Annotated in this window: 29 protein-coding genes; 20 read left to right on the plus strand and 9 right to left on the minus strand. The window is 38.8% G+C overall.

Annotated elements, in window-relative coordinates; all coding sequences use genetic code 11:
• The first annotated feature begins 86 nt into the window (after positions 1-86).
• Both ACFSW4_RS15290 and ACFSW4_RS15295 read left to right on the plus strand, forming a co-directional pair.
• Positions 87-1706 carry a putative polysaccharide biosynthesis protein gene (locus ACFSW4_RS15290; protein WP_377330346.1) on the plus strand — a complete coding sequence of 540 codons (1620 nt, stop codon included), beginning with the start codon at positions 87-89 and terminating at the stop codon, positions 1704-1706.
• Positions 1707-1717: 11 nt separating this feature from the next.
• Positions 1718-2428: a pseudouridine synthase gene (locus ACFSW4_RS15295; protein ID WP_377330348.1), complete on the plus strand. Its 711-nt coding sequence runs from the start codon at positions 1718-1720 to the stop codon at positions 2426-2428.
• Here ACFSW4_RS15295 and ACFSW4_RS15300 read toward each other — a convergent pair.
• Complete coding sequence (locus tag ACFSW4_RS15300) at positions 2425-2631, minus strand: DeoR family transcriptional regulator (RefSeq protein ID WP_377330418.1); 207 nt, start codon at positions 2629-2631, stop codon at positions 2425-2427. The genes ACFSW4_RS15295 and ACFSW4_RS15300 overlap by 4 nt on opposite strands.
• Positions 2632-2766: 135 nt before the next feature.
• Between ACFSW4_RS15300 and thpR the strand changes: the two genes are divergently transcribed.
• The 6 genes from thpR (at position 2767) to ACFSW4_RS15330 (ending at position 7707) form a co-directional block, all read left to right on the plus strand.
• Positions 2767-3327: an RNA 2',3'-cyclic phosphodiesterase gene (thpR, locus tag ACFSW4_RS15305; protein ID WP_377330350.1), complete on the plus strand. Its 561-nt coding sequence runs from the start codon at positions 2767-2769 to the stop codon at positions 3325-3327.
• A gap of 9 nt (positions 3328-3336) precedes the next feature.
• Positions 3337-4263 carry an NERD domain-containing protein gene (locus ACFSW4_RS15310; protein WP_377330352.1) on the plus strand — a complete coding sequence of 309 codons (927 nt, stop codon included), beginning with the start codon at positions 3337-3339 and terminating at the stop codon, positions 4261-4263.
• A 1-nt stretch (position 4264) separates the two neighbouring features.
• Positions 4265-5194, plus strand: a complete 930-nt coding sequence (locus tag ACFSW4_RS15315; RefSeq protein ID WP_377330354.1) for a diacylglycerol/lipid kinase family protein — start codon at positions 4265-4267, stop codon at positions 5192-5194.
• Positions 5195-5302: 108 nt separating this feature from the next.
• Positions 5303-6103 carry a phosphotransferase gene (locus tag ACFSW4_RS15320; protein WP_377330420.1) on the plus strand — a complete coding sequence of 267 codons (801 nt, stop codon included), beginning with the start codon at positions 5303-5305 and terminating at the stop codon, positions 6101-6103.
• Between the two features lie 88 nt (positions 6104-6191).
• Positions 6192-6830, plus strand: coding sequence for a tRNA (guanosine(46)-N7)-methyltransferase TrmB (gene trmB, locus ACFSW4_RS15325; protein ID WP_054753270.1), 639 nt, complete (start codon positions 6192-6194; stop codon positions 6828-6830).
• Positions 6831-6852: 22 nt separating this feature from the next.
• Positions 6853-7707, plus strand: a complete 855-nt coding sequence (locus ACFSW4_RS15330) for a YtnP family quorum-quenching lactonase (RefSeq protein ID WP_377330356.1) — start codon at positions 6853-6855, stop codon at positions 7705-7707.
• 365 nt (positions 7708-8072) lie between these two features.
• On the opposite strand, the gene ACFSW4_RS15335 is transcribed toward ACFSW4_RS15330, so the two are convergent.
• Positions 8073-9410 (minus strand): MATE family efflux transporter, encoded by a 1338-nt coding sequence (locus tag ACFSW4_RS15335; protein WP_377330358.1) that lies wholly within the window; start codon positions 9408-9410, stop codon positions 8073-8075.
• Between the two features lie 165 nt (positions 9411-9575).
• Between ACFSW4_RS15335 and ACFSW4_RS15340 the strand changes: the two genes are divergently transcribed.
• The gene (locus tag ACFSW4_RS15340) at positions 9576-9983 is read left to right on the plus strand and encodes a YbaN family protein (protein WP_377330360.1); all 408 of its coding nucleotides are present in this window, start codon (positions 9576-9578) and stop codon (positions 9981-9983) included.
• Between the two features lie 39 nt (positions 9984-10022).
• Here the strand turns inward: ACFSW4_RS15340 and tatA are convergent, their stop codons facing one another.
• The 4 genes from tatA to ACFSW4_RS15360 all read right to left on the minus strand — a co-directional run bounded on the left by tatA (position 10023) and on the right by ACFSW4_RS15360 (position 13302).
• A complete protein-coding gene (gene tatA / locus ACFSW4_RS15345) occupies positions 10023-10208 on the minus strand; it encodes a twin-arginine translocase TatA/TatE family subunit (protein ID WP_377330362.1) in 186 nt (61 codons plus the stop codon).
• Between the two features lie 19 nt (positions 10209-10227).
• Positions 10228-11967 (minus strand): GMC family oxidoreductase, encoded by a 1740-nt coding sequence (locus tag ACFSW4_RS15350; RefSeq protein ID WP_377330364.1) that lies wholly within the window; start codon positions 11965-11967, stop codon positions 10228-10230.
• A gap of 11 nt (positions 11968-11978) precedes the next feature.
• Complete coding sequence (locus ACFSW4_RS15355) at positions 11979-12740, minus strand: gluconate 2-dehydrogenase subunit 3 family protein (protein WP_377330366.1); 762 nt, start codon at positions 12738-12740, stop codon at positions 11979-11981.
• Positions 12741-12999: 259 nt separating this feature from the next.
• Positions 13000-13302 carry a peptidase M4 gene (locus tag ACFSW4_RS15360; RefSeq protein WP_377330368.1) on the minus strand — a complete coding sequence of 101 codons (303 nt, stop codon included), beginning with the start codon at positions 13300-13302 and terminating at the stop codon, positions 13000-13002.
• Between the two features lie 141 nt (positions 13303-13443).
• Here ACFSW4_RS15360 and ACFSW4_RS15365 point away from each other — a divergent pair, with 141 nt between their 5' ends.
• Positions 13444-14511, plus strand: a complete 1068-nt coding sequence (locus ACFSW4_RS15365) for a M42 family metallopeptidase (RefSeq protein ID WP_377330370.1) — start codon at positions 13444-13446, stop codon at positions 14509-14511.
• Between the two features lie 44 nt (positions 14512-14555).
• Here ACFSW4_RS15365 and ACFSW4_RS15370 read toward each other — a convergent pair whose 3' ends face one another.
• Positions 14556-14996 (minus strand): YtoQ family protein, encoded by a 441-nt coding sequence (locus tag ACFSW4_RS15370; protein ID WP_054753266.1) that lies wholly within the window; start codon positions 14994-14996, stop codon positions 14556-14558.
• Positions 14997-15085: 89 nt separating this feature from the next.
• Between ACFSW4_RS15370 and ACFSW4_RS15375 the strand changes: the two genes are divergently transcribed.
• From ACFSW4_RS15375 to ACFSW4_RS15405, 7 genes are all read left to right on the plus strand, one after another.
• Positions 15086-15598, plus strand: coding sequence for a hypothetical protein (locus tag ACFSW4_RS15375; RefSeq protein ID WP_054753264.1), 513 nt, complete (start codon positions 15086-15088; stop codon positions 15596-15598).
• Between the two features lie 15 nt (positions 15599-15613).
• Positions 15614-16645, plus strand: a complete 1032-nt coding sequence (locus tag ACFSW4_RS15380) for a PTS transporter subunit IIC (RefSeq protein ID WP_377330372.1) — start codon at positions 15614-15616, stop codon at positions 16643-16645.
• A gap of 99 nt (positions 16646-16744) precedes the next feature.
• A complete protein-coding gene (locus ACFSW4_RS15385) occupies positions 16745-17554 on the plus strand; it encodes a DUF1444 domain-containing protein (RefSeq protein WP_377330374.1) in 810 nt (269 codons plus the stop codon).
• A gap of 6 nt (positions 17555-17560) precedes the next feature.
• Positions 17561-18166, plus strand: coding sequence for a YtpR family tRNA-binding protein (gene ytpR / locus ACFSW4_RS15390; RefSeq protein WP_377330376.1), 606 nt, complete (start codon positions 17561-17563; stop codon positions 18164-18166).
• A 71-nt stretch (positions 18167-18237) separates the two neighbouring features.
• On the plus strand, positions 18238-19353 hold the full coding sequence (locus tag ACFSW4_RS15395; RefSeq protein WP_377330378.1) for a nicotinate phosphoribosyltransferase: 1116 nt from the start codon (positions 18238-18240) through the stop codon (positions 19351-19353).
• 253 nt (positions 19354-19606) lie between these two features.
• On the plus strand, positions 19607-20902 hold the full coding sequence (murC, locus tag ACFSW4_RS15400) for a UDP-N-acetylmuramate--L-alanine ligase (protein WP_377330380.1): 1296 nt from the start codon (positions 19607-19609) through the stop codon (positions 20900-20902).
• Positions 20903-20957: 55 nt separating this feature from the next.
• Positions 20958-21452 (plus strand): GNAT family N-acetyltransferase, encoded by a 495-nt coding sequence (locus ACFSW4_RS15405; protein WP_377330382.1) that lies wholly within the window; start codon positions 20958-20960, stop codon positions 21450-21452.
• A 185-nt stretch (positions 21453-21637) separates the two neighbouring features.
• Here the strand turns inward: ACFSW4_RS15405 and ACFSW4_RS15410 are convergent, their stop codons facing one another.
• Positions 21638-22750, minus strand: coding sequence for an aminopeptidase (locus tag ACFSW4_RS15410; protein ID WP_377330384.1), 1113 nt, complete (start codon positions 22748-22750; stop codon positions 21638-21640).
• Between the two features lie 129 nt (positions 22751-22879).
• Between ACFSW4_RS15410 and ACFSW4_RS15415 the strand changes: the two genes are divergently transcribed.
• From ACFSW4_RS15415 to ytxJ, 3 genes are read left to right on the plus strand one after another with little or no spacing between them, the layout of a single operon-like run.
• Positions 22880-23293, plus strand: a complete 414-nt coding sequence (locus tag ACFSW4_RS15415; protein WP_369404890.1) for a DUF948 domain-containing protein — start codon at positions 22880-22882, stop codon at positions 23291-23293.
• A 23-nt stretch (positions 23294-23316) separates the two neighbouring features.
• Complete coding sequence (locus ACFSW4_RS15420; RefSeq protein WP_377330386.1) at positions 23317-23757, plus strand: YtxH domain-containing protein; 441 nt, start codon at positions 23317-23319, stop codon at positions 23755-23757.
• 60 nt (positions 23758-23817) lie between these two features.
• The gene (gene ytxJ / locus ACFSW4_RS15425) at positions 23818-24135 is read left to right on the plus strand and encodes a bacillithiol system redox-active protein YtxJ (protein WP_377330388.1); all 318 of its coding nucleotides are present in this window, start codon (positions 23818-23820) and stop codon (positions 24133-24135) included.
• Positions 24136-24306: 171 nt separating this feature from the next.
• Here ytxJ and ACFSW4_RS15430 read toward each other — a convergent pair whose 3' ends face one another.
• Complete coding sequence (locus ACFSW4_RS15430) at positions 24307-26460, minus strand: cell division protein FtsA (RefSeq protein WP_377330390.1); 2154 nt, start codon at positions 26458-26460, stop codon at positions 24307-24309.
• Positions 26461-26479: the final 19 nt, after the last annotated feature.

The raw sequence follows: 26479 nt of genomic DNA on the forward strand, positions 1-26479 counted from the left end.
CAACACGTGTGTTTTTCTTCATTTATATCGTTCTATTATATGATAAAATATAATGGTTAGATTGAACAACAATTGTAGGTGAAAACATGTCAAACAAGATGTTAAGGGGCACCATGCTGTTAACGGGTGCGAACTACACGTCTAAAATTTTAGGCTTATTATATGTGATTCCGTTCTATGCGTTAGTTGGAAATACGGGCGGGGTCCTTTATTCATACGCTTATAATCCATATCAAATATTTTTAACCTTATCGTCATTAGGCATACCAATGGCGATGTCGAAATTTGTCGCGAAATACGATGCTTTAGAAGATTATGAAACGAAACAATCCATGTTTAAAACAGGCATGATGTTTATGATGGTCATGGGACTTGTCATGTTTTTAATTATGTTTTTTAGTGCTGATTGGTTAGCGCAAATTTTTATATCGGATACTGATTTAGATAACTCCGTAGAAGATGCGGCGTTTGTTATAAAAATGGTCAGTTTTGCGCTGATTGTTGTCGCACCTATGAGTTTGATTCGAGGATATTTTCAGGGGCATCAATCGATGGCGCCAACTGCGTTTTCAATTGTCGTCGAACAAATTGTCAGGATTGGCTTTTTATTACTTGGGGCATTCATTGTAATGAAGGTGTTAGACGGAACGATCAGACTTGCGGTTGGACTTGCTGCTTTTGCGGCTTTAATTGGTGCAATTGCAGCGGCGTTTATACTTTATTATTTCTACAGGCGCCATAAACCACAAATGGAGCGTGAGCTTGAAGAAAGTGGAGGCGTTCTATCGTTTCCAAAATCAGAGCATTACCGGGAGCTATTATCTTATGCCGGGCCGTTCGTGTTAGTCGGAATTGCGACGCCCCTTTATCAAATGGTCGATCAATTTACGTTTAACCGAATTATGTCCTCAATTGGACAGGCTAAGATCTCAGAAGATTTATTGTCGGTTATTCTCGTTTATGGTCATAAGCTTGTGATTATTCCGGTGACTCTTTCGATTGGACTAGCGATGGCCGTATTACCGGCGATTACGAAAGCGTTCACCGAAAATGATAATAACCTATATAAACATTATATTAATCAGGCCATACTAATCGTCGTGTTGTTAGTGTTACCAGCTGCTGTTGGTTTGTCCATTTTATCGGTACAAGCTTATGGTGTGTTATATGAAGTGCAAGACGCTGTAAAATTCGGAGGTGCGATCTTAAGTTATTATGCTCCAGTATCGTTGTTCTTCGCGTTATTTACCGTCAGCGCAGCAATTTTACAAGGGATAAACCGACAAAACTTTGCCGTCATAAGTCTTGCGGTGGGGTTAGTGCTTAAGATTGTTTTGAACTTCCCACTCGTGTCATTATTCCAGGGTAAAGGTGCGGTTATGGCGACAGGTATTGCCGTTTTAACAGCGGCAGCCTTAAACTTGTATAAAATTCATCGCGTGACAGGATTTAATGTGAAACCTTTATATAAACAAAGCTTATTAATCGCTATATTAACCGTTGCCATGGCAGTTGTGGTCATCGCAGCTCGCTTTATTGCTGGCTTACCATTTAGTGACGACCCAAGCAGACTAAAGTTTGTCATTCAAACTCTTATTGCCGTTCCAACTGGGGGTTATGTTTACTTATGGCTGGCGTATAAAACAACGTTATTACAACGGTTATTAGGTGACAGGGTCAATCGTCTTGCGAAACTTTTCCCATAAGAGGTGTGGTCATGAGATTAGATAAAATATTAGCCAATCAAGGATTTGGTTCGAGAAAAGACGTGAAGAAGTTAATTAAAAAAGGAAAGGTTCAAGTGGATGGGAAGGCGATTAAAGATTCGTCTTTCCATTGTGAACCTAAGGAGTCTGAGATCGTTGTGAATGGACAGGTGCTCGATTATCGAGATTATGTCTATATCATAATGAACAAGCCTAAAGGCGTGATTTCTGCGACTGAGGACCACGTGGAAACATGTGTGACAGATTTATTAGATGAGTTCTATCAACCATTTTCACTATTTCCAGTCGGGCGCTTGGATAAAGATACGGTCGGTTTACTGTTATTAACAAATGATGGGGAATTAGCTCATAGGCTATTATCTCCTCAAAAACACGTTGAGAAGACATATGAAGCGCATATCGATGGTTATGTGACAGGTGCAGACGTAGATGCCTTTAAACAAGGCGTTGAACTTGACGATGGATATGTGACGAAACCTGCTGAATTAATAATTGCTGAAGCGGGTGACATTTCGTATGTACGTGTTGTGATTACAGAAGGAAAGTTTCATCAAATTAAGCGTATGTTCGCATCACGCGGTCATAAAGTGGTTGAATTAGAGCGTGTACAAATGGGAAGTTTAGTGTTGGATGAAGAATTAGCTCGTGGTGAGTATCGTGAGTTAACGGAACAAGAGCTATCATTACTACAAGCTCATTAATCGACTTTAGGCAGTTTAACTTTTTTATCAGTTGTTGTCCATTCGCCTTTTTTATAGCTTTCAACGAGTCCGTTATATTGTAAAATATTTATATCACGCTGAATCGTTCGCTCTGAAAGACCGAATTGCTCTGATAGTTCCTTTGTTGTGGCTGTTCCTCTCTCATTAAGGTACAAATAAAGATCCTTAATCCGATTTAACATCGTTTGTGATGGGTAACTCAAAAAACCACCTCTGGAATTTATTTGAATACATGATATTATTGATTTAGAAATATTGTACTATAAAATAAATAAAAAAATCAAAAAATTTTAAATAGAAAGAGAAGTGACGAGTAAATGCCTGACGATCCTCATTATTTTATTGGTTTTTCCGTGCCACAAGAGTACAAAGAGTTTTTAGTGAAGTGGCAGGAGGCTTTAAAACCTTTTGTGGATTATCATAAGTGGGTTCATGGAGATGACTTTCATGTCACCCTTAGGTTTCTTGGTGCTGTAAAGCCGAAGACGCTCCATCAACTTAAACGACTTTTGTCTACCCTTAAGAGTGCTCCATTAGAGCTTCAAATGAATGGTCTAAATTTCTTTGGTAAGGAAGAACAGCCGCGAGTGATGTATGCCGAAATTGAACGGGATCAAGAGGTTCTTGATTTTAAACGTGGTGTGGATGAATTATTAGACTCACTCGGAGTCGAAGAGGAAAAACGCCCGTACCGCCCGCATATAACACTTGCAAAGAAGTGGGGAAAAGGGAAGCTTCATTTATCCAAAGAAGCGCTTGAGAATAAATTAGATGACCCGAAGTCGTTTTCATTTGATGTAAGGCATGTGAACTTATACCGCGTCCATCCTGATCGCGAAAAAAAATATGAAGTCATTGAATCTTTTGATTTGAAGTAAGGTGTTGTTATGGGGCAATTAGTAAAGTTACAAGATTACATATCTAGATATGAAACCGATATTTATAAATATCCGGGCCAGTTCATTAGGTTAAAAAAAGATCAATATGAACGGTTAGTTGCGCGCTGGGAACAGGAGCAGCAAGGAGTGTTTACAGGTGAGCCTGATTTAGAGAATCATGCTGAGAAAGAACCTTCCTTTTTTAAGCGCTTTTTTCAACGTAAAGAGGAAGTGGATGATCCCGAAGATGAAGATGAGGTTATGGCTCTTCCGGAACGGGAAGAGGACGTAAAGCAATTTTTCTTAGATCAAGTGTTTGACACCCAGCTTATTTGGGCTTCGAGTACGCTTCAAGAAGTATCTTATTTTGATAAAGGTTATGAGCGCGACCCGTGGTTAAAATATTTTTTGCAGCGTTTTCCTGATACATATCTCGTATTCTATCAACCTTCTTTTAAGCTTAAAAATGCCACGCTTGATGCTGAAGTTATTATGTTAACGCCAACTGAAGTGATGTGCGTGTCCATATTAGATCGTGATTATCAAGATGCTGTATTTTATCCCTCTGATGATCGCAAATGGACGGTTATGAAAGATGAACAGGAGAAATCGATTGTTAACCCGGTTATTAAACTTAAGCGGATGGAAAAGCTCGTTCAAAGTATTTTTGATTATTATGAGGTTGATTTTCCTATTAAGAAGTATTTACTTGCCCAGCAAAATCAAATCGTCCATCAGTCATTGCCGTTTCAAACGGAGTACATAGATCAAACGAATTATCCAGAATGGTTTCATAAACAAAGAGAGTCCAAGTATCCGATAAAAGCCCAGCAGTTAAAGGCATGCGAAAAAATGTTAGAACATACGTTAAGGCATTATGTGAAACGTCCTGTTTGGCTGGATGATGAACGTCGAATTGGTTTTGAGGAGTCATGATATGTATGTTCTAATTATTAATCCAGTTGCAGGTAGAGGAAAAGGAATCAAAATTGTTAAAGAGTATTTGAAAGGCGTACAAAATCCCCAAAACTATAAATCTTATTACACGGAATATCCTGGTCATGCGACGAAGCTGGTGGCTCAAGTTGTTTCCCTTCACGAGGAGAAAATTGAAATGTTAGTAGTCGTAGGAGGCGATGGAACGTTTTATGAAGTCATAAACGGGGTAAAAGCCTATGGCGATTTGCCACTTGCCTTTGTACCAGTTGGGTCAGGGAATGACTTTGCTAGAGGCTGCAGCATGCCACTAGATCCGAAAGAGAGTTTAAGGACTATTTTTAAACAAAAACGTTTTCAATCATACTGGGCTGGTACTTATTTAACTGATGGACGGCCTGCTAGGTTAGAGAAGCTTTTTGCCTCAAGTTTAGGCATTGGCTTTGACGCTGAGGTCGCTGAACGGACGAATGAATCGAAGTGGAAGGCATGGTTTAACCGAATTCATTTATCATTTTTAGTTTATGTTATTGGACTTATTGTGACCATTTTTAAATTTCAGCCAAAAAATATTCATTTAACGATTGATGGCAAAGAGCGTGAGCTTAAGGGCATTTGGATGCTAACGATTACAAATCATCCTTATTTTGGTGGTGGCATGAAAATCGCTCCAGATGCTACAATAAATAAACAAACTTTTCATGTAACGATTGTTCATCAAATTTCTAAGTTGAAATTACTTCTTTTGTTTATCACGGTGTTTTTCGGAAAACATACTAGATTAAAAGAAGTGGAAATGCTGAAAGGTTCTGAGATTATGGTTCGTTCAGATGAATCTATAATCTACCATGCTGATGGTTACACTGGTAAATGCTATGAGTGTCACGTCAGAAAAGAACAGGGGCCACGTCGTGTCGTTAGAAAAAACTAGGAAATTTATGAAATCCTCTTGAAATTGAGTCGGTTTATAAGGTAATCTAATTAAGTATCTCTAAAAATTTGAGGTACCAAACACGAAGACTACATGTGCAAAAAGTGGGTGAGTGAATTGGAACAGTTTCTCGGTTCCGAATGGGCTATAACTCCTGCAGGTGGCACCACAGGAGAAGCTTTCTTAGCACAAAATGATCATCAAAAATTATTTTTAAAGCGTAACTCGTCACCGTTCTTAGCGGTTTTATCTGCTGAAGGCATTGTACCAAAGCTCGTTTGGACAAAGCGTTTAGAAAATGGCGATGTGATTACAGCTCAAAAGTGGTTAGAAGGCCGCGTTCTCACAAAAGATGAAATGAAAGAAGATCAAGTTGCCAAGCTACTCAGCAAAATTCACCACTCATCTGAAATCTTACATCTTTTTATGAGAATGGGGAAACAACCACTTGATCCGTCTAAATTATTGGTTAGACTTATTAACCAATACCGCGGGAATCAGCATGTGGATCAGGCACTGATTGCCCATGCGCTAGAGTTTTTACATAAGCATCTTGATCAAGTAAGAACGCAGGAAATGGTCGTTTGCCATTCAGATATTAACCACGAAAACTGGTTACTCGGTGAAGACGATCACTTGTATTTAATTGATTGGGATCAAGCTGTCATCGCGGACCCTGCTCTTGATTTGTGCATGCTTTTATATCAGTATGTACCAAGGGAAAAGTGGTCTGATTGGCTCAAGGTTTATGGCGTCCAGTTAGATGACAATCTATATTTACGCATACAGTGGTACATGATTGCCTCAGCGCTATCCTATTATATTTGGTACTTAGAGAAGGGTAATATGGAGTACTCGAATAAATGGAAAGAGCGTTTGATGCAACATAAAATGGTCATTTATTCATAGAGTTTAAGTCTATATCCTTAAGGTTAGCTTTTGGATATAGACTTTTTTTAGTATAATAGAGTTTAATAAATGAACTAGGAGTGACAGCATGCGTTTACGACATAAACCATGGGCAGCAGATTTTATAAAAGAAAATGAAGGGCTTATGGTCTTAGATCCGTTTGACCAAAAAGGGAAGTGGCAATCGTTATATGACGATGAACAGCCAATTGGACTCGAGATTGGAACAGGAAAGGGGCAGTTTATCGCTAATATGGCGAAGCAGCACCCTGAGATGAATTTCATAGGCATTGAAAAGGCTGAGAGTATCATTGTGACAGCTATTCAAAAGGTGTTAGATCGTGATGTTTCGAATGTTCATCTTGTACATGAGAATGCGGAAGACCTGAGAGACATGTTTGCCGAGAATGAAGTGGATACGATTTTCTTAAACTTTTCAGATCCATGGCCGAAAACAAGACATGAAAAACGTCGTTTAACTTATAAGACGTTCTTAGAACAATATGAGAATATTTTAAAAGATGATGGAAGAATTATTTTAAAAACGGACAACCGAGCGTTATTTGAATATTCGTTAGTTAGCTTTTCCCAATACGGGATGAAGCTTGAAGATGTCTCACTAGATTTACATGCAATAGAGGATGACAACAATGTGATGACAGAATATGAAGAGAAGTTTTCTAGTAAAGGACAACCTATTTATCGCTGCATTGCGACATTTCAGTAATGGATAAAAAGGAGAGGATCTCATGGAAACACTAACAGTTGGTCGTGCGAAATTAACTTGGTTAAATGGCGGTGTCACGCATATGGATGGCGGGGCGATGTTTGGAGTCGTTCCTCACCCGCTTTGGAGTAAAAAGTATCCTCACAATGATAAAAATCAAATCGAATTACGCTGTGATTTAATTTTACTTCAGTTAGATGGCAAGAATATGGTCATTGACTCTGGCATTGGCCGCGGGAAGCTTAATGATAAGCTAAAACGTAACTTCGGCGTACTTGAGGAGTCCAAAGTGGAAGATTCGCTTGGTGAGGTAGGACTGACACTTGAAGATATTGATATAGTGCTTATGACGCATCTTCACTTTGACCATGCCAATGGATTAACGAAGCCTGATGGCGATGACTTAGTAAGCACATTCCCAAACGCGACAATTTATACATCTAAGGTTGAGTGGGATGAGATGCGAAATCCTAATATGCGTTCAAAGAATACTTACTGGGAAGAGAACTGGAAGCCTGTTCAGCATCAGGTTAAGACGTTTGAAGTTGAGGTTGAGATTGCACCGGGTCTTACGATGCATCACACGAGCGGGCACAGTGACGGCCATTCGGTCATTAAATTTAAAGACGGGGATGAGTCATTTGTTCATATGGCAGATCTAATGCCAACCCACGCGCACCAAAATCCGTTATGGGTGCTAGCGTATGATGATTTTCCGGTTACAAGTGTTCATGAGAAGAAAAAGTTGCAAGATGAAGCATACGAAGCGGGAAGCTGGTTCGTGTTTTACCACGATGCTTATTACCGAGCGATTAAGTTTGATGATGAAAAACAAATCAGCGAGTCGATTGAACGTCCGCGTTATGAGTATAATTAGAATGGTCAAAGCCTGCCAGGACGGCAGGTTTTGTTTGTTTTTCATGGGAAAGGACTATTCCGATAAATTAAAGGACTATTAAACAGACTTTTTGCATCATTTTTTCTAGAGAAAAAACCATTCCTGCTGAACAAGGGTCCATTTGCATGATTCCGAGGACTATTCAGTTTATAAAAAAGTAGCATTTGCGCGCAAAAGCCACAATTATTTACTAGAAACTTTTCTCGTTTACTAGACAAAGTTGGTCGCTTACTAGACACTTTTAAAGATTTACTAGACAAAATCAGAATTTTACTAGACAATTTCGAGAATTAACTAGACAAAATCGCGATTTTACTAGAAGAATTTTTGAAATACTAGACATTTTATTCAAACAGCACTTTCTCTCGCCATTTTCCAAACCTGAAATATAGATAAGCGAACAAACTACTGATCACGAAGCTTCCTCCCATACCAATGGCGATACCAACTTCACCCATTAGATCGGCAAATAATGCTGATAGCGGAAACCGCAAAACCCAAAACGAGATGATGTTTAGAACGAGTACTTGATACATGGCGCCAGATGCGCGGACGATGCCGTTTAAGACGAAATTGATGCCTAAAAACGGGTAACAAAGCGCAATAATCTGTAGGTACGTGGTGCCGAACTCGATTGCTTCCGTCTCATCAATAAACAGTGAAACTCCATACTTCGCAAGTGGAATGACGAGTAGTCCAATCGTAAACATAATGCCGAAGTTGTATAGAACAGCTGTCTTGGCAATTTTACTGACTCGTTTCATGTTCCCGATTCCGATATTCTGTCCTGCCATACTGTTAACTGCCGTTCCTAAGGCGTGTGCAGGTAACATGATTAAGCTATCAAGACGCTGGGCTGCACTGAACCCTGAGACAACTGAAGGTCCAAACGATGTGACGACAGACATAATGGCTGCTACTCCAGCTGAAATCATCGTCATTTGCAAACCTGACGGGATTCCAAGGTGCAGAATTAATCTCACTTCTTCCTTACTTGGTAAAAATGGAATCGAAAATGGTGCCAGCTGCTTTTTTAATATATAAATTAATCCGATTAAAAATGATACGCCTTGCGAGAAGATTGTAGCAAACGCAGCACCTGAGATGCCAAAGCCAAACACGGAAATGAACAATGGATCTAAAATAATATTCAGAATTACAGCAATGGCAACAATTCTAAGTGGCGTCCGGCTATCGCCTAAAGCCCGTAGCACTGTGCTAATAAAGTTATATCCAAATAAAAAGATGATTCCTAAAAAGTTAATCTGTAAATAGAGCTTGGCCTCTTGTAACATGGCCTTAGGTGTGCCAAGCAGGTTCAATAATGACTCTGCGAATATATAGCCGAACGTTCCCATGATTATGGCCAGAACAGTCAGTACGATGACAAATCCATTCAAATAACGCCTTAAGCCTTCGTCATCATCACGGCCTTTTTGCTGAGACAAAATGGTGAGGGAAGCGTTGTTAATGCCAATCGCAAAGGCGAGCATCGTAAATATAATCGTACTTGAGATCGCTACTGAACCGAGCGCGTCATCACCTATTAAATTACCTACCCATAGGCTGTCGATAAATTGATAGGACGTTTGAAGTAAGCTAGCTAAAATTAACGGTCCTGAGAAGATGACTAATTGTTTTAGTATGTTTCCTTGCGTGAAATCCTGCTGGTTCTTCTTCATAACAAGACAACCTTTCAACTTTACTACTTCATATATTATCATTAATTGGATGTTCATAAAGTGTTTAGAAATTGACAGTTTTTTAAATTGATATGCTTTTAAATCAGCTAGTATAATATAGTTAAGAGATTTGGCTTTCACAAGCCGCTAAAGGTGATGGATAACATGAAAAAGCTTTTATTTTCACTTCTAGGATTCATATCGCTTGGAATAGGTGTAGCCGGAATTATATTACCGATTATTCCTGGAGGACCATTCTTTTTATTCTCAGCTTACTGTTTCGGAAAGAGTTCGGAGCGACTAGAAAAATGGTTCAAGCAAACGACTTTTTATAAAAATTACGTGGTCAGGTTTAAAGAAAATAGAGGGATGACACTTAAAGAGAAAATACGGATCAACATTATTGCCGATAGTTTTATCATATTATCGATTATAATGGTCGATATACTGATCGTACGATTGTTTATGATTTCACTTGCCCTTTATAAGCATTACTATTTTGTCAAAAAGATTAAAACGATTAGTCAAGAAGAGTATGAAGCGCAGTATATTAAAACGGATTCAGCAACATAAAACCGCCCCTTTCGCTATTCACGAAAGAAGGCGGTTTTTCTAATCTTTCTTAACTTCTTCTTTACTTGATGGTTCTTCAATTAGGTTGTTTGCAGACTTTTTAAACTCAGATAGCGTTTGTCCGATTGCTGATCCAATCTCGGGTAGTTTTTTCGGACCGAAAACGACTAAGGTGATGATCAGGATTAAAATTAATCCCGGTACCCCTATGCTGGAAATCCCCATTGAGGTTCTCTCCTTTCCATTAAGTTAGGCTACTTTTGCTCTTGCTTTTAACAAGGGCACCGCCGCCTTGTTTAAGATACTTCTGGATGCCGTCAGCTGCACGATAAGCTAGAGCTCCAACTGTGCCTGTTGGGTTATAGCCGCCATTATGAGCAAAAGCTGATGCACCAACAACAAACAAGCTTTCAGAATCCCACATTTGTAAGTAATTATTTACAGCTGAGGTTTCGGAGTCTCCACCCATAATGACCCCGCCTGTATTGTGAGTTGTTTGATAAGGAACGATGTCATAATGCTCATCCATGGAAGCTTCTTCGATAATGTCTGCACCCATTTCACTCATAATGTCTTTACAAACTCCTGAGATATGTTTGTGTAACTTGCGGTCTTGTTCAGTGAAATCATACGTTAATCTCAGAAGCGGGTTCCCGTAAAAGTCTGTATAAGTTGGATCTAGATCCATATAGTTGTTGCGATGCGGGATGGATGCCCCTTGTGAGCCGACATTTAATGTACGGTTATGATATTTTAATGTAGCTTTTTTAAACTCAGGACCCCAAGATGGTGTGCCTGATGGCGTTACGTTAGATCCAATTGGTCTTCTACCTGTTTGAGTAATTGAAATTGAACCGCCATGAATGAAGTCTAAATCGGAATGATCAAAGTTATCACCATTATAATCATCCACTGAAGCACCTAAGGAACCAGCTCCCATGAAAGTGTTAAACTTTTTCTCTTCAAAAAATCCAGCCGCACCAGGTAAGATCTGATAGCAATAGTTTTTACCAATAACACCTTCACCAGTCTTATGATTATAAGGTTGTCCAATATTGGATTGTAATAACAAGCGTGTATTGTTTAAAACATAACTCGTTAGGACGACTACATCCGCTGGTTGAATGAATTCTTCACCAGAATATACATCAACGTAACGAACGCCGGTTGCTTTTCCACCTTCTTGAATCACTTCAACCACTTCTGAGTGCGTTCGTAGTTCGAACTTACCTGTTTTCTTTGCGGTTGGAATGACCGTGACGTTCGGTGAAGACTTCGCTCCGTATTCACAGCCGAAGCGTTCGCAGAATCCGCAATACTGACACTGCGCAATTGTCTGGCCATCAGGGTTTTCATAGTTCTCAGAAAGGTTCGCAGATGGCATCTGGAAAGGGTTAAGTCCCATATTTTTAGTCGCTTCTTTAAACAAGTTTAATATCGGCGTGCTCTTCATCGGGGGTGTTGGATAGCCATTCTTTCTCGGCGCTCCTTTAGGGTTTTCCTCACCACTAATGCCGGCTGTTTGTTCGAATTTATAAAAATATGGTTCCAGCTCATCGTACGTGATGCCCCAATCTTGATACGTATACTCATCTCCAAGCTTTTGGCCATATTTTTCATCCGTCATCGATTTAATTTGAAAATCGTACGGTAAAAAGCGCCATGTCTGACCGTTCCAGTGAACACCAGCTCCGCCAACACCAGAGCCTGGTAAGAATGAACCTAATTGTCTCATTGGTAAAGCAAGTTCATCTGGATTATTTCTAAAGGAAATCGTTTCCCTAGAGGCATCTTGCATCAGTCCGTGACGAATATCATAACGATACTCATCATGAATCATTTGAAAGTCTTCTGTTGAACGATCTTCACCTCGTTCTAATCCGACGACATTAAACCCGGCTTTAGTTAATTCAGCTGCGATGATGCCGCCTGTCCAGCCGACACCGACTGTAACGACGTCGACTTTATCTTTTTTAGTTGCCATAAGCATCCTCCTTAATGTAAGTGGTCATAAAGTGCACTTGGCTCCATTTCCACAAAATCTTCGCTCTCGATTTCTTCAATGTAGCTCATCTTACTTCCAGGGAAATTCTTCATACGCCAGCCGTCCATGTTCGTGTTACCGCCGTATAGCGGGTCACTATAAGCTCCAGCTAAAGTTGCCTCGCGGAGTAGGCCGAAGAACGTAGAAGCTTTAACCCCTTTTAATTTCACTTCATCTTTTGCGAATCTGCTTAGAATTTGATCCTGTTGTTCAGCTTCTAAATTAATGAAGGAATCATTGAACTCATTTTGGCTTTCTTTTTCGATTGCCATTAACCCTTGCATGAAGATCTCTTTCCGTTTCAGACGACTTTGAAATCCTTGGAACTCTGTCCCTTCACGAAAAGGTCCTTTCATATAAACTTTTTCATTATTGCCATATTCTCCAGCCAGCTCGTGATCAATGAAATAAGGAACACCTAAAGCAATCGCCCCTGGTCCATTGTCATCCTCAGGAAATATTCGTTCAGTCGCAGCACCTAGTCGTTCGAAAGCGGCGCGGTTTTTGAAGAATTTCAAAGCACGGTTATAATCTTGTTTTCCGCCTTGATTGCCATCTTGATTTTGTCCTTTTGTCTCGGCATTGTCGTCCACTTGCCAGCCAATAACAGAACCTAGAATTCCACCTCCGACAAGTCCTCCAGCGAAGTAACCACTGTTTTTCAGAAACTGTCTGCGAGATTCATCGGTCTTATGCGTGTGTTCATCTGCCAAAATACATACCTCCCTATTTTAGATGTGTAGTTATTGTTTACCGCTATTGGTTAATTTATGTAAAAAAATTTAGAAGTAATGGACCTTTTATAAGCGTTAATGGTTTCGACTAAGAGGTTAATAGTCCTTTTTTCTAAAAAATTGATGCGATTTTTTGTTGAAATGGGAAAAAATTTATAACAATAGTCCTTTTAATATGATTATTGGGATTTTAAACATAAAAAAAGAGCGTCCACACAAGGACAACTCTCATAAAATATTATTCAAATTTAACAATCTCACCTGATTTCGCATCCATACAGAAATTGATCTGAACTCGTTTACCCTCAATTTCCTGAGTAACGCCGCCTCTATAGACTTTAAGAGTTTCACCATCTACCTCGATTTCTTCGAGTTTCATTAAAATCCATGAACCTGTAATCGGTCCGTTTGCTTCAAGTTGTTTCTTTACTTTTTTTAAAGCAAGCTCAGGGAACAACCATTTATCGGTTACTTTTTTGCCAATGATTGTGCCAACCGTTATGCCGACTGCAGTTGGCGCAATCAACTTATACCATTTCATGAAATCCTCTCCAATTTAAATATGTTACTGATATTATACGATTCTTTTGATAGGATTAAAATAAATTTAATAGAGATTGGAATAATTCGTGCTTTTTCGATAAAATAGAATAGGAACTAAAAAGAGACGGAGTGATACATAATGAAGCAAGATACGTTAGACCTATTTAAAACGTTAACGGAATTGCCTGGGGCCCCAGGTCATGAGCATCAAGTTCGTCACTTCATGAAGCAAGAATTAGAGAAATATTCAGATGATATCATCCAGGATCGCCTTGGCGGTGTATTTGGCGTACGTCGAGGTGACGGGCCAAAAGTTATGGTAGCGGGTCACATGGATGAAGTTGGGTTTATGGTAACTCAAATTACGAAAAATGGTATGATTCGATTTCAGCCATTAGGCGGCTGGTGGAATCAGGTACTATTAGCGCAGCGTGTTCAAGTGATCACAGATGAAGGACCTGTTACTGGAGTCATTGGCTCTATTCCTCCACATAACTTAACACCTGAACAGCGCAAGAAGCCGATGGACATTAAAAATATGTTAATTGATATTGGTGCCGATGATGAAGAGGATGTTAAGAAAATTGGGGTTAAACCAGGACAACCGATTTTACCTATTTGTCCTTTTACGCCAATGGCAAATGAAAAGAAAATCATGGCTAAGGCGTGGGATAACCGTTATGGCTGTGGTTTATCTATTGAACTACTAAAAGAACTTCAAGGTGAAACGCTAAATCATGAGTTATACTCTGGTGCTACAGTACAAGAAGAAGTTGGCCTTAGAGGAGCTCAAGCAGCCGCAAATATGATCAAACCTGATTTATTCTTTGCGTTAGATGCTTCACCTGCAAATGATATGGAAGGTAAAGAAAGTGAGTTTGGTCACTTAGGCAAAGGCGCACTGGTTCGAATCTTTGATCGTTCTATGGTAACGCATCGCGGGATGCGAGATTTCGTATTAGATACGGCTGAAAGTAAAGACATCCCGTATCAGTATTTCATTTCACAAGGCGGAACTGATGCAGGGCGCGTTCACATCTCAAACGATGGTGTACCATCAGCAGTGATCGGTGTTTGCTCTCGTTACATTCATACTAGCTCATCTATAGTACATGTTGATGACTATGCTGCAGCGAAAGAATTACTCGTCAATTTAGTTAAACAAGTTGACCAAACAACTGTAGACTCGATTAGACAAAATGGCTAAGATATAAAAAGAGAGATGACAAATTGTCATCTCTCTAATCATGCTTATTTAAAATAGTATTCTAATACTTCAAGAGCCTGGTCAATATTTTCAACAGTAACGGTTGCTTTATTTGATAATTCTTTTAGTGGATGAATCAATTTTTTTGGACGGATTAGAATAAGTGGCTTATTAAGCCCAATTGCAATTCCAGCGTCCATAGCAGTATTCCATTGTTTATAAGATTCACCGAATAATGCAATCACAGCATCAGCCTTGTGCATTAGAATATCAGTTCTGAAATTATTGACGCTAGCACCGACATCATCACGGTACTTTTGATTAGGTTGTTCACCTAATATGTTTTCACCGATATCATCTGATAAATCATGATTTTCTTGAGGTCCTGAAAATTGGATATCTAAATTCTTTTCAGCAGCGCGATCTTTTAATTGCTGCCTCCAATCATCGTGAATTTGTCCTGCTAGATAGATGTTAAGACTCATAGATTTATTACCTCCAAGACTATTTTTCTATTATCATCTAATGAAATAATTTTTTTGTCAAACAATTCAAAAATTAGGGGAGAGAGAAAGTGTTTAAAAAAAGATTAGTATTAGCGTTTATAGTCCTCATGTTGGTTATCATCATGTCAGGGTGTTTGAACTCTGAAGAAGACACGATTGAAGAATCAGAGACGGTTGTTAAGGAAATGTTTTTATCAGACGCTGAAATTGAGAGAAATTTTGAAGCAGAGGAGTTCAAAATGTACAAGCCTGAGTCTCTTGAATTCTCAGAATCTCGTGGTCAAAATCTTATATTTTTCGAAGAAGAACAGCCATACATATTATTTATCAATGAACTAGAGGCCCCGAATAGTAAATGGTACTATGATGAGCTAAAACAAAAAGAAGAACAGCTTCATCTAAGAACTTTTGAAACGGAAGAGCAATTCGCCTATTACAGTGTTAAAGAGAAAGAAGAAGGTCAATATGAAGTACAAGTAGGCATAGGCGGGGTCAAAATGGCTACTAAAACTGAAGCTGACGATCTAATTGACGATGTTCAAGAAATGATGAAAATGGTTAAATCTATTAATACGAAATAGTCGGAGGAAAACGTGATGAAAGAGTTCTTAAAACGTAAAGGCGTTGAGATTAGCTTTCAAGCTTATGCGATTACAGCATTGAGTTATATGGCATTAGGTTTATTCGCATCGCTTATTATTGGTGTGATTATACAAACTATTGGCACTGAGGTTCCATATGCCCCAGAGATCTTTGTTGAAGCAGGTGGCTATGCCATTCAAGGCGGAGTCTATGGTGGAGCGATTGGTGTCGCGGTCGCTTATGGGTTAAAAGCACCTCCGCTAGTTATGTTTAGTGCGTTATTTGCTGGGTCTTTTGCGGCGCACCCTGATTTTATTAATTCAGGTCCGGCTGGAAGTTTTATAGCAGCATTAATTGCTATTGAAGTTGGTAAGCTCGTTAGTAAAGAGACGAAGATTGACATTATTGTGACGCCTTTTGTGACGATTATGGTTGGCTATATTGTGGCAAAATTAATTGGCGTTCCGATCGCTGAATTTTTAACAGCATTTGGTGATGTCATCGAGTGGGCGATTCAGTTAAGACCGTTACTTATGGGGATTATTGTTGCTGTATTAATGGGGCTCGCTTTAACGGCACCTATTTCAAGTGTAGCGATTGCTATTATGCTTGATCTAAACGGCCTCGCTGCAGGAGCTGCAACAGTTGGTTGTGCTGCACAAATGATTGGCTTTGCAGTGAGCAGTTACCGGGAAAATAAATTTAGCGGGCTAATCTCACAAGGGTTAGGCACATCCATGCTTCAAGTAGCAAACATTATGAAGAACCCAGCTATTTTAATCCCGCCAACTATTGCGGGGGCCTTACTTGCACCCATTGCGACCGTTTGGTTAGAGCTTGAAAATAATGCCTATGGTGCTGGCATGGGAACGAGTGGATTAGTCGGACCTATTATGACACTAAAGACGATGGGCTTTACTCAAGACATCTTTTGGATTGTCATATTACTATTTTTCATCGCACCAGCTATGATTAGTCTGCTGATCTCAGAATGGTTACGCAAAAGAGGTGTGATTAAGGCTGGAGATATGAAGTTAGATGTGTAATCATGTTAGCATGACCATAGAAGGGGTCATGCTTTTTTATTCATTCATAAAATGGTAAAATAATGGCTAGTGTGGCTTTCGAAAAGGAGGCGAAGAACGATGAAAATGACTTCGATTAAAATGAAACGTAAACTAGAGGAACGTTTTAAACACGATGAGTGGCAGACGCACTTTGATCGTGATGAAGATACATTTCGAGTTGAATGGAAAGATTCCAAGCAAGGTGTAACAATTTCGTTACCAGGGGTGATTTCAAAATATGAAAATCGCCAAGAAGAAGCTTTAGATGAGCTTGAGCAGCACATTAAAGAAGCGCTTAAGATCATGAATGAAGAACAGACATTGGAAGGAAAAGAAGCGAATATTTTCCCTGTTATTCGTTCGGGTTCTTTTCCTAAAGAATCTAATAGCGGTGAGCGATTAATCTACAGTGACCATACGGCAGAAACGCGTATTTATTATGCAGTAGACCTTGGTAAATCCTATAGATTAATTGATGCGAAAATGTTAAAACAAGAAAATTGGGAAGAGGAACGCGTGAAGGAAGTTGCGATGTTTAATGTCCGCAGACTTAACACAGACATGAAGTCTGATGAGGTTGCTGGTAACACGTTCTATTTCCTATCATCAAAAGACGGATATGATGCTAGCCGTATTCTAAATGAAGCGTTACTTGAAGAGATGGCTGGTAAAACCGAAGGCGAACTAGCCGTTGGTGTCCCTCACCAAGATGTGCTCATCTTTGTTGATGTCAAAAATAAAACGGGGTATGACATCTTAGCCCAAATGATGATGCAATTCTTTGCTGAAGGGCAAATACCGATTACTTCCTTACCGTTTATTTATGAAAATAAAACATTAGAACCGATCTTTATATTAGCTCAAAATAAACCAAAAGATAAGGAGTAGTGGACCATGCAATTTGTCTATAATAAACAAGGCATTGGCGATGTCTTAATCATCACTTTAAATCAAAAAGAATCAGAGGTTACTCATGAGACCATTGGTGATGTAGTCAAACTTTTAGATGAAGATGGCCAAATTGTCGGCTATAATATTTTTAATGTCTCAAATTATTTATCTTTAACTGGTAACGGGCCCCTTGAAGCGACAGAAGAACTCGTCAATGATGTTAAAAGTGTCTTTGAGAAAAATGATGTTCAAGATGAATTAAATATAGATCTAACGCCTAAATTTGTAGTTGGTTATGTAAAAGAGATGGCGCCACACGAAGATGCAACCAAATTAAATGTATGCCAGGTAGATGTTGGTGATGAAGAACTTCAAATTGTTTGCGGTGCACCAAATGTAGAGGCAGGACAGAAAGTCGTTGTTGCTAAAGTTGGTGCCATGATGCCAACTGGTATGCTTATTAAAGACTCGAGCTTACGCGGGGTAGCATCAAGTGGAATGATTTGTTCAGCTAAAGAACTTAACCTGCCAAATGCGAGTGAGAAAAAAGGCATTTTAGTTTTAAGTGACGACTATGAAGTCGGAGCACCATTTAATATATATGCTTAAATAAAAAATATAAGGTGGCTGTCTACGAGAAAGACGCCCCCTAAATCTCACGAAGATTTGAGGGATATACGATGAAAGAATTTACATTAAAACAAAAAGGTGAAATTAAGCGTTTGACCAATGAAACATTTAAATTTGATGAACGTATTGGTGAAGGCTGGTTTTCTGCGGTTTACTTCTTAAAGACGAAGAAAATAGTGGAAGAGCATTTAAGAGATAATGTTGTTACCATGCAATTTTTCCAAAAGAAAGATGCCGTACTGTGCGGTACAGACGAAGCGATCGCATTATTACATACGTTTGCTGACCATCCAGAAGAACTAGAAATCCACTCTTTACAAGATGGGGATAAAATAAGTCCGTATGAATCTGTGCTAACTGTGACAGGACCGTATCAAAATTTTGGCTATCTAGAAGGCATTATTGACGGGATTTTAGGTAGACGTACATCTGTTGCAACAAACGTCTATAAGGTTGTAACAGCTGCGAAGTCTAGCGGGCGTGATAAGCCTGTTATTTTCATGGGTGACCGGGACGATCACTATACTCAGCAAGCTGGTGACGGATATGCTGCTTTTATTGGCGGGTCAACAGCCCAGGCAACTCACGCAATGAATGAGTGGTGGGGTAAGCAAGGAATGGGCACGATGCCGCATGCCCTTATTCAAATGTTCCAAGGAGATATTGTTAAGGCAACTAAAGCTTATAAAGAAACATTCCCTGAAGATGACTTAATCGCTCTAGTTGATTACAACAATGATGTCATTACTGATGCTTTAAAAGTCGCCCATGAGTTTGGCGATGAGCTAAAAGGCGTGCGAATTGATACGTCTAAAAACATGGTCGATCACTACTTCTTTAGAAACCCTGAAATTATGGGCTCTTTTGACCCGAGGGGAGTCAATCCTGAACTGATCTTTGCGCTTAGAGATGCATTAGACAAAGAAGGATTTAATCATGTTAACATCATGGCCAGTGGTGGATTTAATGAAGATAAAATTAAACGCTTTGAAGAAATGAATGTACCTGTTGATATGTACGGAGTCGGCAGTAATTTATTGAAAGTTAAAATTGGATTCACTGGTGATAATGTAAAATTAAACGGTAAAGATGAAGCTAAAGAAGGTCGCCGCTTTAATTTAAACCCAAGATTAGAAAAAGTTGATTATCCAGTTAATAAAGATTGATTGCTTTTGCAGTCAATCTTTTTAATGTTAGAAGGCCAAAAGTACCAAGTGACGTTCGAATTAATATAATATACGGACATTTGGTTTTTATTAAATGTTTTTAGGGTAATGATTTCTGATAACAGTTTTAAAATTCGATTACGAGTTCGAAGATTAATGTATTTATAGCTGTTTTCTGCTATAATGTATAAAAGCAAAATGAAATCATTATGCATATATTATACACAGGATGACTTAAGCGGAGGTTCGATTCATGCCGACTTACCATTTTATTGGAATAAAAGGAACTGGAATGAGTGCTTTAGCACAAATTCTTCATGATTCTGGAGAACACGTACAAGGTTCAGATATAGAAAAACATATATTCACTGAAGATGCACTAAGAGAGAAAAATATTAAAATATTACCGTTTGATCAGGCTAATATTACAGAAGATTTAACCATTATTGCAGGTAACGCTTTTAATGACGAACACGATGAGATTGTTAAAGCGAAGGAATTAGGGCTAGATTTTTATAGGTATCATGAATTTTTAGGTGAATGGTTGACTCGTTATACGAGTATTGCTGTCACAGGTGCTCATGGTAAAACATCCACAACTGGCTTATTAGCACACACGCTCAAACATAATGTACCAACTTCTTACTTAATTGGCGACGGAACGGGTCATGGCCATCCCGAGAGTCAGTACTTTGTTTTTGAAGCATGCGAATACAGAAGACATTTCCTAGCTTATAAACCGGATTATGCCATTATGACAAACATCGATTTTGATCACCCAGATTACTTTAGAAGTGTGGAAGATGTATTTGATGCATTTCAGTCCATGGCTATGAATGTAGAAAAAGGAATTATCGCTTGTGGTGATGATGAATATTTACAACAAATTCAGGCTAAAGTGCCGGTTGTTTACTACGGATTCACTGAAGGCAATGATTTTCAAGCGAAACATGTAAAAGAGTCAGAAGAAGGAACGACTTTTGATGTATATGTGAGAAGTACGTTTTATGACACGTTTACGATTCCGCAGTACGGTAATCATAGCGTGTTAAATGCACTAAGCGTTATTGCACTCATGCAGTATGAAAGTTTTTCTGCTCAGCAGATTAGTCACTTAAAATCATTCCCTGGAGTGAAGCGTCGTTTTACTGAAACGGAATGGCAAGATGGGCAGATTTTAATCGATGATTACGCGCACCATCCGAAAGAAATCGAAGCAACCATCGATTCGGCTCGTAAAAAATATCCTGAAAAAGACGTTGTGGCTGTTTTCCAACCACACACATTTACTAGAACGAAACAATTTATCGATGAGTTTGCGGATAGCTTATCTAAAGCAGATCACATCTATTTATGTGACATCTTCGCATCCGCTCGGGAAAAATCGGGTAATTTAACGATTGATCATTTGAAAGATAAAATCGAAGGTGCTGAGCTTCTACATGAAGGTGAAACAACGATTTTGAAGCAGCATGGTAACAGCGTTCTACTATTCATGGGAGCAGGCGATATTCAAAAATATGAAGAAGAGTTTAAGGAATTAGCATAAACATAACCAGGGGCAGTCGCTCCTGGTTTATTGCTGTTGACGGAGGATTTTACATATGTCTAAGATAAGCACTGTTACACTTGAACGTTATCAAGACAAGCATCGCGCTGGATTAAGTGATTATCATTTATCAGAAGAACAAAATCGTTACGCTTCTAAAGCTTTAGATGCTTTAAAGCAATTTCAGGAAGATCCATCGCGACATCCGATTGTCATTTTATATAATGGTCAACCTGCAGGCTTTTTTATCCTGCACGGATGGGAAGGCGTTCAGCGTTATAGCAACAATACCAATGCTTTACTGATAAGAAGTTATTCAATCAATGCAAAATTTCAAGGAAACGGGATTGCGAAACAGTCGCTATTCGAGTTGGAGGATTTTGTGAAAGAACATTTCCCTGATAAAGATGAAATAATTTTAGCTGTTAATAAGAAGAATACAGTCGCTCAGCAGGTATACCTGAAAGGCGGCTTTGTCGATTCTGGACAAAGGATGATGGGACGAAAAGGGGAATTATATATTTTCCGCAAGTCATTAAATGTCTCATAAAAAAGAAGAAATGTCTCACATATTAGGTTTGAAAGTCTCAATTTTAAAAAAAATGGTCCCATTAATTGCGCAAAACGTCTCATAAACTGATGAGAAAGGTCCGTTTCGACAAAATCAGACAAACCAGGATGGGATGTTGTGTATTTAAAAGGCTGCCCGTAAACTTAAGGCAGCCTTTTAACCAATTATTTTAATTGTTCAGGATTTAACCCTTCTAATTCAGGAATGACGAAACGCCCATCTTTACGAACTAGCTCGCCATCAAAATACATTTCGCCTCCGCCGTAATCTTCACGCTGAATGCAAACCATATCCCAGTGAATGGATGAATCATTGCCATTATAGGCATTGTCATAGGCTTGGCCAGGAGTAAAGTGGAAGCTTCCGTCGATTTTTTCATCGAATAAAATGTCTTTCATTGGATGTAAAATATAAGGATTAATGCCAATTGCGAACTCACCAATGTAACGAGCACCTTCGTCAGAGTTGATTACTTCGTTAATGCGGTCCGTATCATTTGCTTTCGCATCGACGATTTTTCCGTTTTCGAATGTTAACTGAACATTTTCAAACGTAAATCCTTGATATGGTGATGGTGTATTATAAGTAAGGGTACCATTTACAGAGTCTTTTACAGGTGCTGTGTAAACTTCACCATCTGGAATATTCATTTGACCAGCACACTTGATTTTTGGAATATCTTTGATTGAGAATTTAAGATCCGTTCCTGGACCTTTAATATGCACTTCATTCGTTTGTTCCATTTTCTTAACAAGTGCATCCATGGCCTTGTCCATTTTTGCATAATCGAGTGTACAGACATTAAAATAAAAGTCTTCGAATGCCTCTGTACTCAGACTTGCAAGCTGAGCCATTGATTCATTTGGATATCTTAACACGCACCATTTTGTATTAGGTACTCGAATATTACGGTGAACGCGCCCAACTGTTTGTCCGAACAGCTTATTGTTTTCATTAGGCACATCAGAAAGTTCGTTAATATTGTCGCCTGAGCGAATTGCTATGTAAGCATCCATGTCTTCCATAACCGTTGCTTCGTATTTTTCCCAGGCTTTAAGCTGCTCTTCTTTTGCTCCTTTTAAGAGAGAGCGCATGACTTTGGGGTCTTTTAATTCAACAAAAGGTTGACCTCCAGCTTCGTATGCTTTTTCAATAATTGCAGATACTAATTCCTGTTGAAGTCCTGTGTTTTCAATTAATAACTTTTCATCTTTTTGTAAATCAACAGAATAATTGACTAATAAATCGGCTAGTTTTTCGATTCTTGGATCTCTCATATGTATCCCTACCTTTATTATTTAACTTATATGAATATTTTATCATATTTCAATCTTAAATGAGAAAAAGGTTGTTTGACACAGGACCAATTCGGGTATAGATTAGAATAAAGAAGATATAGGAAGGTTGTGAGAATTTTGAATCTGCTACATATCTCAGCTTTGATTGCAGCAGTAGCCTTTTTAATACTCGTTGTTTATATTTCCTATACGCTTATTTCGGTACGTAAAACGTTTCATCACGTAGCGAACACAGTAGAGGGTATTGAAAAGCAAATGCAAGGTCTTACCCATGAAACAACGGAATTATTAAAGAAAACCAACCACCTTGCAGAAGATATCTCTGAGAAAACAGAAAAGGTGAATATCTTATTCGATGGGGTTAAAGGAATTGGTTACACTGTGCAGGATTTTAATGAGTCGTTGCAGAAATTATCAGATGAGTTGAAATCACAAGCAAATGAACATGCTGAAAAAACTACCCAAACCATTAAATGGGGAGAAGCAGCGATTCATCTTTGGAAGAAGTACAAAGATAAGTAATTATTAAAGAGGAGGAATTGATTATGACAAACGAGAAAGACGTTCAAAACAATCAAGAGAACATTAACAGTAAGGATTTTTTAATCGGATCATTAATTGGTGGTATCGTCGGAGCTTCTGTTGCGTTACTATTTGCACCTAAATCAGGCCGTGAAATGAGAGAGGATCTAAACACTGGAGCGCAAACGGTTCGTGAACGTGCAGGTGAGTGGAAAGATGTCGCTTATGAAAAAGGGACAGAATGGTCTACTCAATTACAAGATAGAAGCCGCGAGTTATCTGATCGTGTAAAAGATAAAACAGGTGAGCTTCAAGAACGTGTGAACCAGTTCAAAGAAGAGAAGTTCAACAAAGAAAATAAAGAAGCTTTAGAAGTTGCAGAGGCAATTGAAGAAGCAGCTGAAGAGCTTGAGCGTTTAGAAGCGGATCAAGCTTATGAAGAAGCCGTTCAAAAAAATTATTAATTCTTAAAAGGTTGTTGGGGAGGCCCGACAACCTTTTGTATGATAAAAGGAGTGTCATCCATGAAAGAATTAACGTCAGTGGAAGAATTCAAAGGAGTTATAGAGCAGCAAGATCAATTCGTTTTGCTAAAACATTCCTTAACCTGTCCAATAAGTGGTGAGGCTAAGTCACAGATTGAAGATTTTAAATCAGCAAATGAGGTGCCAACCTATATCATACCTATTCAAAATTACCGTGAGTTATCTAATTATGTGTCTGTATTTTTCGGGATTAAGCATGAATCTCCTCAAGTCTTCTATATTAAAAACGGACAAGTGGAATACCATACATCACATTGGCACATTACTCGCAGTAAAATGGAAGAAGTCACGAAGTAAAAAGGTGCGTCCAATTAGGGACGCACCTTTTAATTATAATTTATTCTCCACTTACAAGGTTTTTTTCGCTACTAGTGAAGATTTATTCCCCGCTTTGGGCGTTTTATTCCCTACTTTCTTGAAAATTTTCTCAACTTGAAGTATATATTCCCCGGTTCTAAATGATCATTATTAACTTTTTTGCGATGTTTGTCTGAACTCAATAGACAACTGGTCGCCATCTTGAATGTCATCGATAAACCCTGCTTCTTGATTGTTTTTCCATAACTTGAAGCGAGCGCCTTTCAGTTGATCTAAGTCAAGTTCGATATGGTTAAAAATATCCTGAAATATAAAGGACGCATGTTCTTGCTGTTCGAGAATGATGTGATCATTAGGATAAACTAACGAATCGAGATCGCATTTTTCACCATTACGGTAAACTGATGCGAGTTGCTTTGTTAATTGAACAGGTTTTCCGTTAAACTGTACCGTAATGGACTGTTCCACTTCATGAATTGTTGTATTTAATAATTTTTCAATCGTAATAAATTCGTGATGAATGACGTCTAACTGATCCTGATTTTTCACTTCATCTGATAGTTTAAGTACTTGTCCATTTCGTTTCACTTCAACCATTTGTTTAAATAAAACCTTTTCTTCATGGTTAACCCGAACTTTGAAAGCGTGATGTTTGGCAACTAAATTGCCTTTGCCAATTTGTTTTAGAACATGTTCTAGAGAACTCTTTGAATCCCACAAGATTTTGTCGCCATCAGATACCACGTAATGATTAGGAATAGTTTCACCATTTACCTTTACTAACATAGGAAGGTAGTATGTTTCATTATTAATCCGAACGGTTAATTCAGGTATCGTTCCTAGCAAATCCTCCACCGTATAATCAGGTGTGACACCATCTTCACCTTTAAGAACCTCAAGCTCATCATTATGTTGAATTGGTTCTTGAACGGATGCTTCACGCCCATTAATTTTAATGACTGGACCACTGCCATGAGTTCCTGGTAGAGTCATGCTCTTTCCATTCAAGTCCACCATGACAGCCATCCCTGGTTTACCGTATAGCTTATTGAGCTTTATCCCAGCTGCTAGTAAGCAATCACCAATGGTTAATTGTTTTAAATCAAACAATCGAATCGTCCGTTTGTTTACCGTCACACTAATATACTTAACTGGGTTTTGCTTCGCCGCAATGGCAATGCCAATAGGTGTAATATATTCAGGGCTATTAGGCAAATCTTCCTTTTCCGTTAAGTTTTGAATGGCATCAATTCCTCTAATGGCGACTCTGTTTTCCGGTAAACTTAAATGTTCCGATAATTTCCTAGGTAATTCTGGTGTTAGACTACCACCACCGACTAACATGACGGCTTGAGGTGGCTTTTGATTAAGTGTTAAAATTTCATCACTAATTGATCGCGCCAGTTGTTCAACTGAATCGTTAATCTCCTTAACCACGTCAGAATAGTCGACTTCATGCTGTATTCCTAATATATCTTCGAACTGAACGGCTTGTTGATTCATTAATTTCCTTTTAACATCTTCTGCGCGGTTAAAATCTAGTAAAAATTTCTCGCTAACAGATTCAGTTATTTCGTCGCCGGCTTTAGGTACCATGCCGTAAGCGGTAACTGTTCCTTCGTTTGTGATGGCAATATCACTTGTACCTGCCCCGATATCAACGAGCGCTACATTTAGTCGTCTCATTGATTTTGGGATTAAAACTTGAATTGCAGCAATAGGTTCAAGCGTTAACGCATCCATTTCTAAATCTGCCCGTTTTAAAGCCGAAAGGAGGGAATCGACTACAACTTTTGGTAGAAACGTAGCGATTATTTCTACTTTTGCCGTATCCCCTTGCTGATCAACTAAGGATCCAATCTCAGAACCATCTAAATAGTAATGTAAAACAGAGTAACCAACACAATAATAATTGGTCATATCATCAGTATCTTCTTCTTCAGCTAGTTCGTATTGGGCTTGTTGTACGGCTGTTAATTCTAAGTGGAGGATGTCTTCGGGTGTCATTAGCGGTTTTTCCAAAATAGACGTTTCATAAGCGGCGCGCTTTGTCTTTAAGGCTCTTCCTGCAGCTGCCACACAAACTTTTGATAATGGCCCGTGTTTAGCTTCTAATTTTGATTTAACACTCGATATGACATCTGAGACTTTAACTATATTATGTATTTGACCGTCTAACATGGAACGCTCTTCATGTTCTTCCGCAACTAAATCTAGAACGTTATATTGACCATTTGTTTGTTCTAACATGATCCCAATGACACTTCTTGTGCCGATATCCAAAGCAAATAGTTTTTGACTCATCATGATTAGACCCCTTTAT

Source organism: Piscibacillus salipiscarius (genome assembly GCF_042685285.1).
Lineage (GTDB): Bacteria > Bacillota > Bacilli > Bacillales > Alkalibacillaceae > Piscibacillus > Piscibacillus salipiscarius.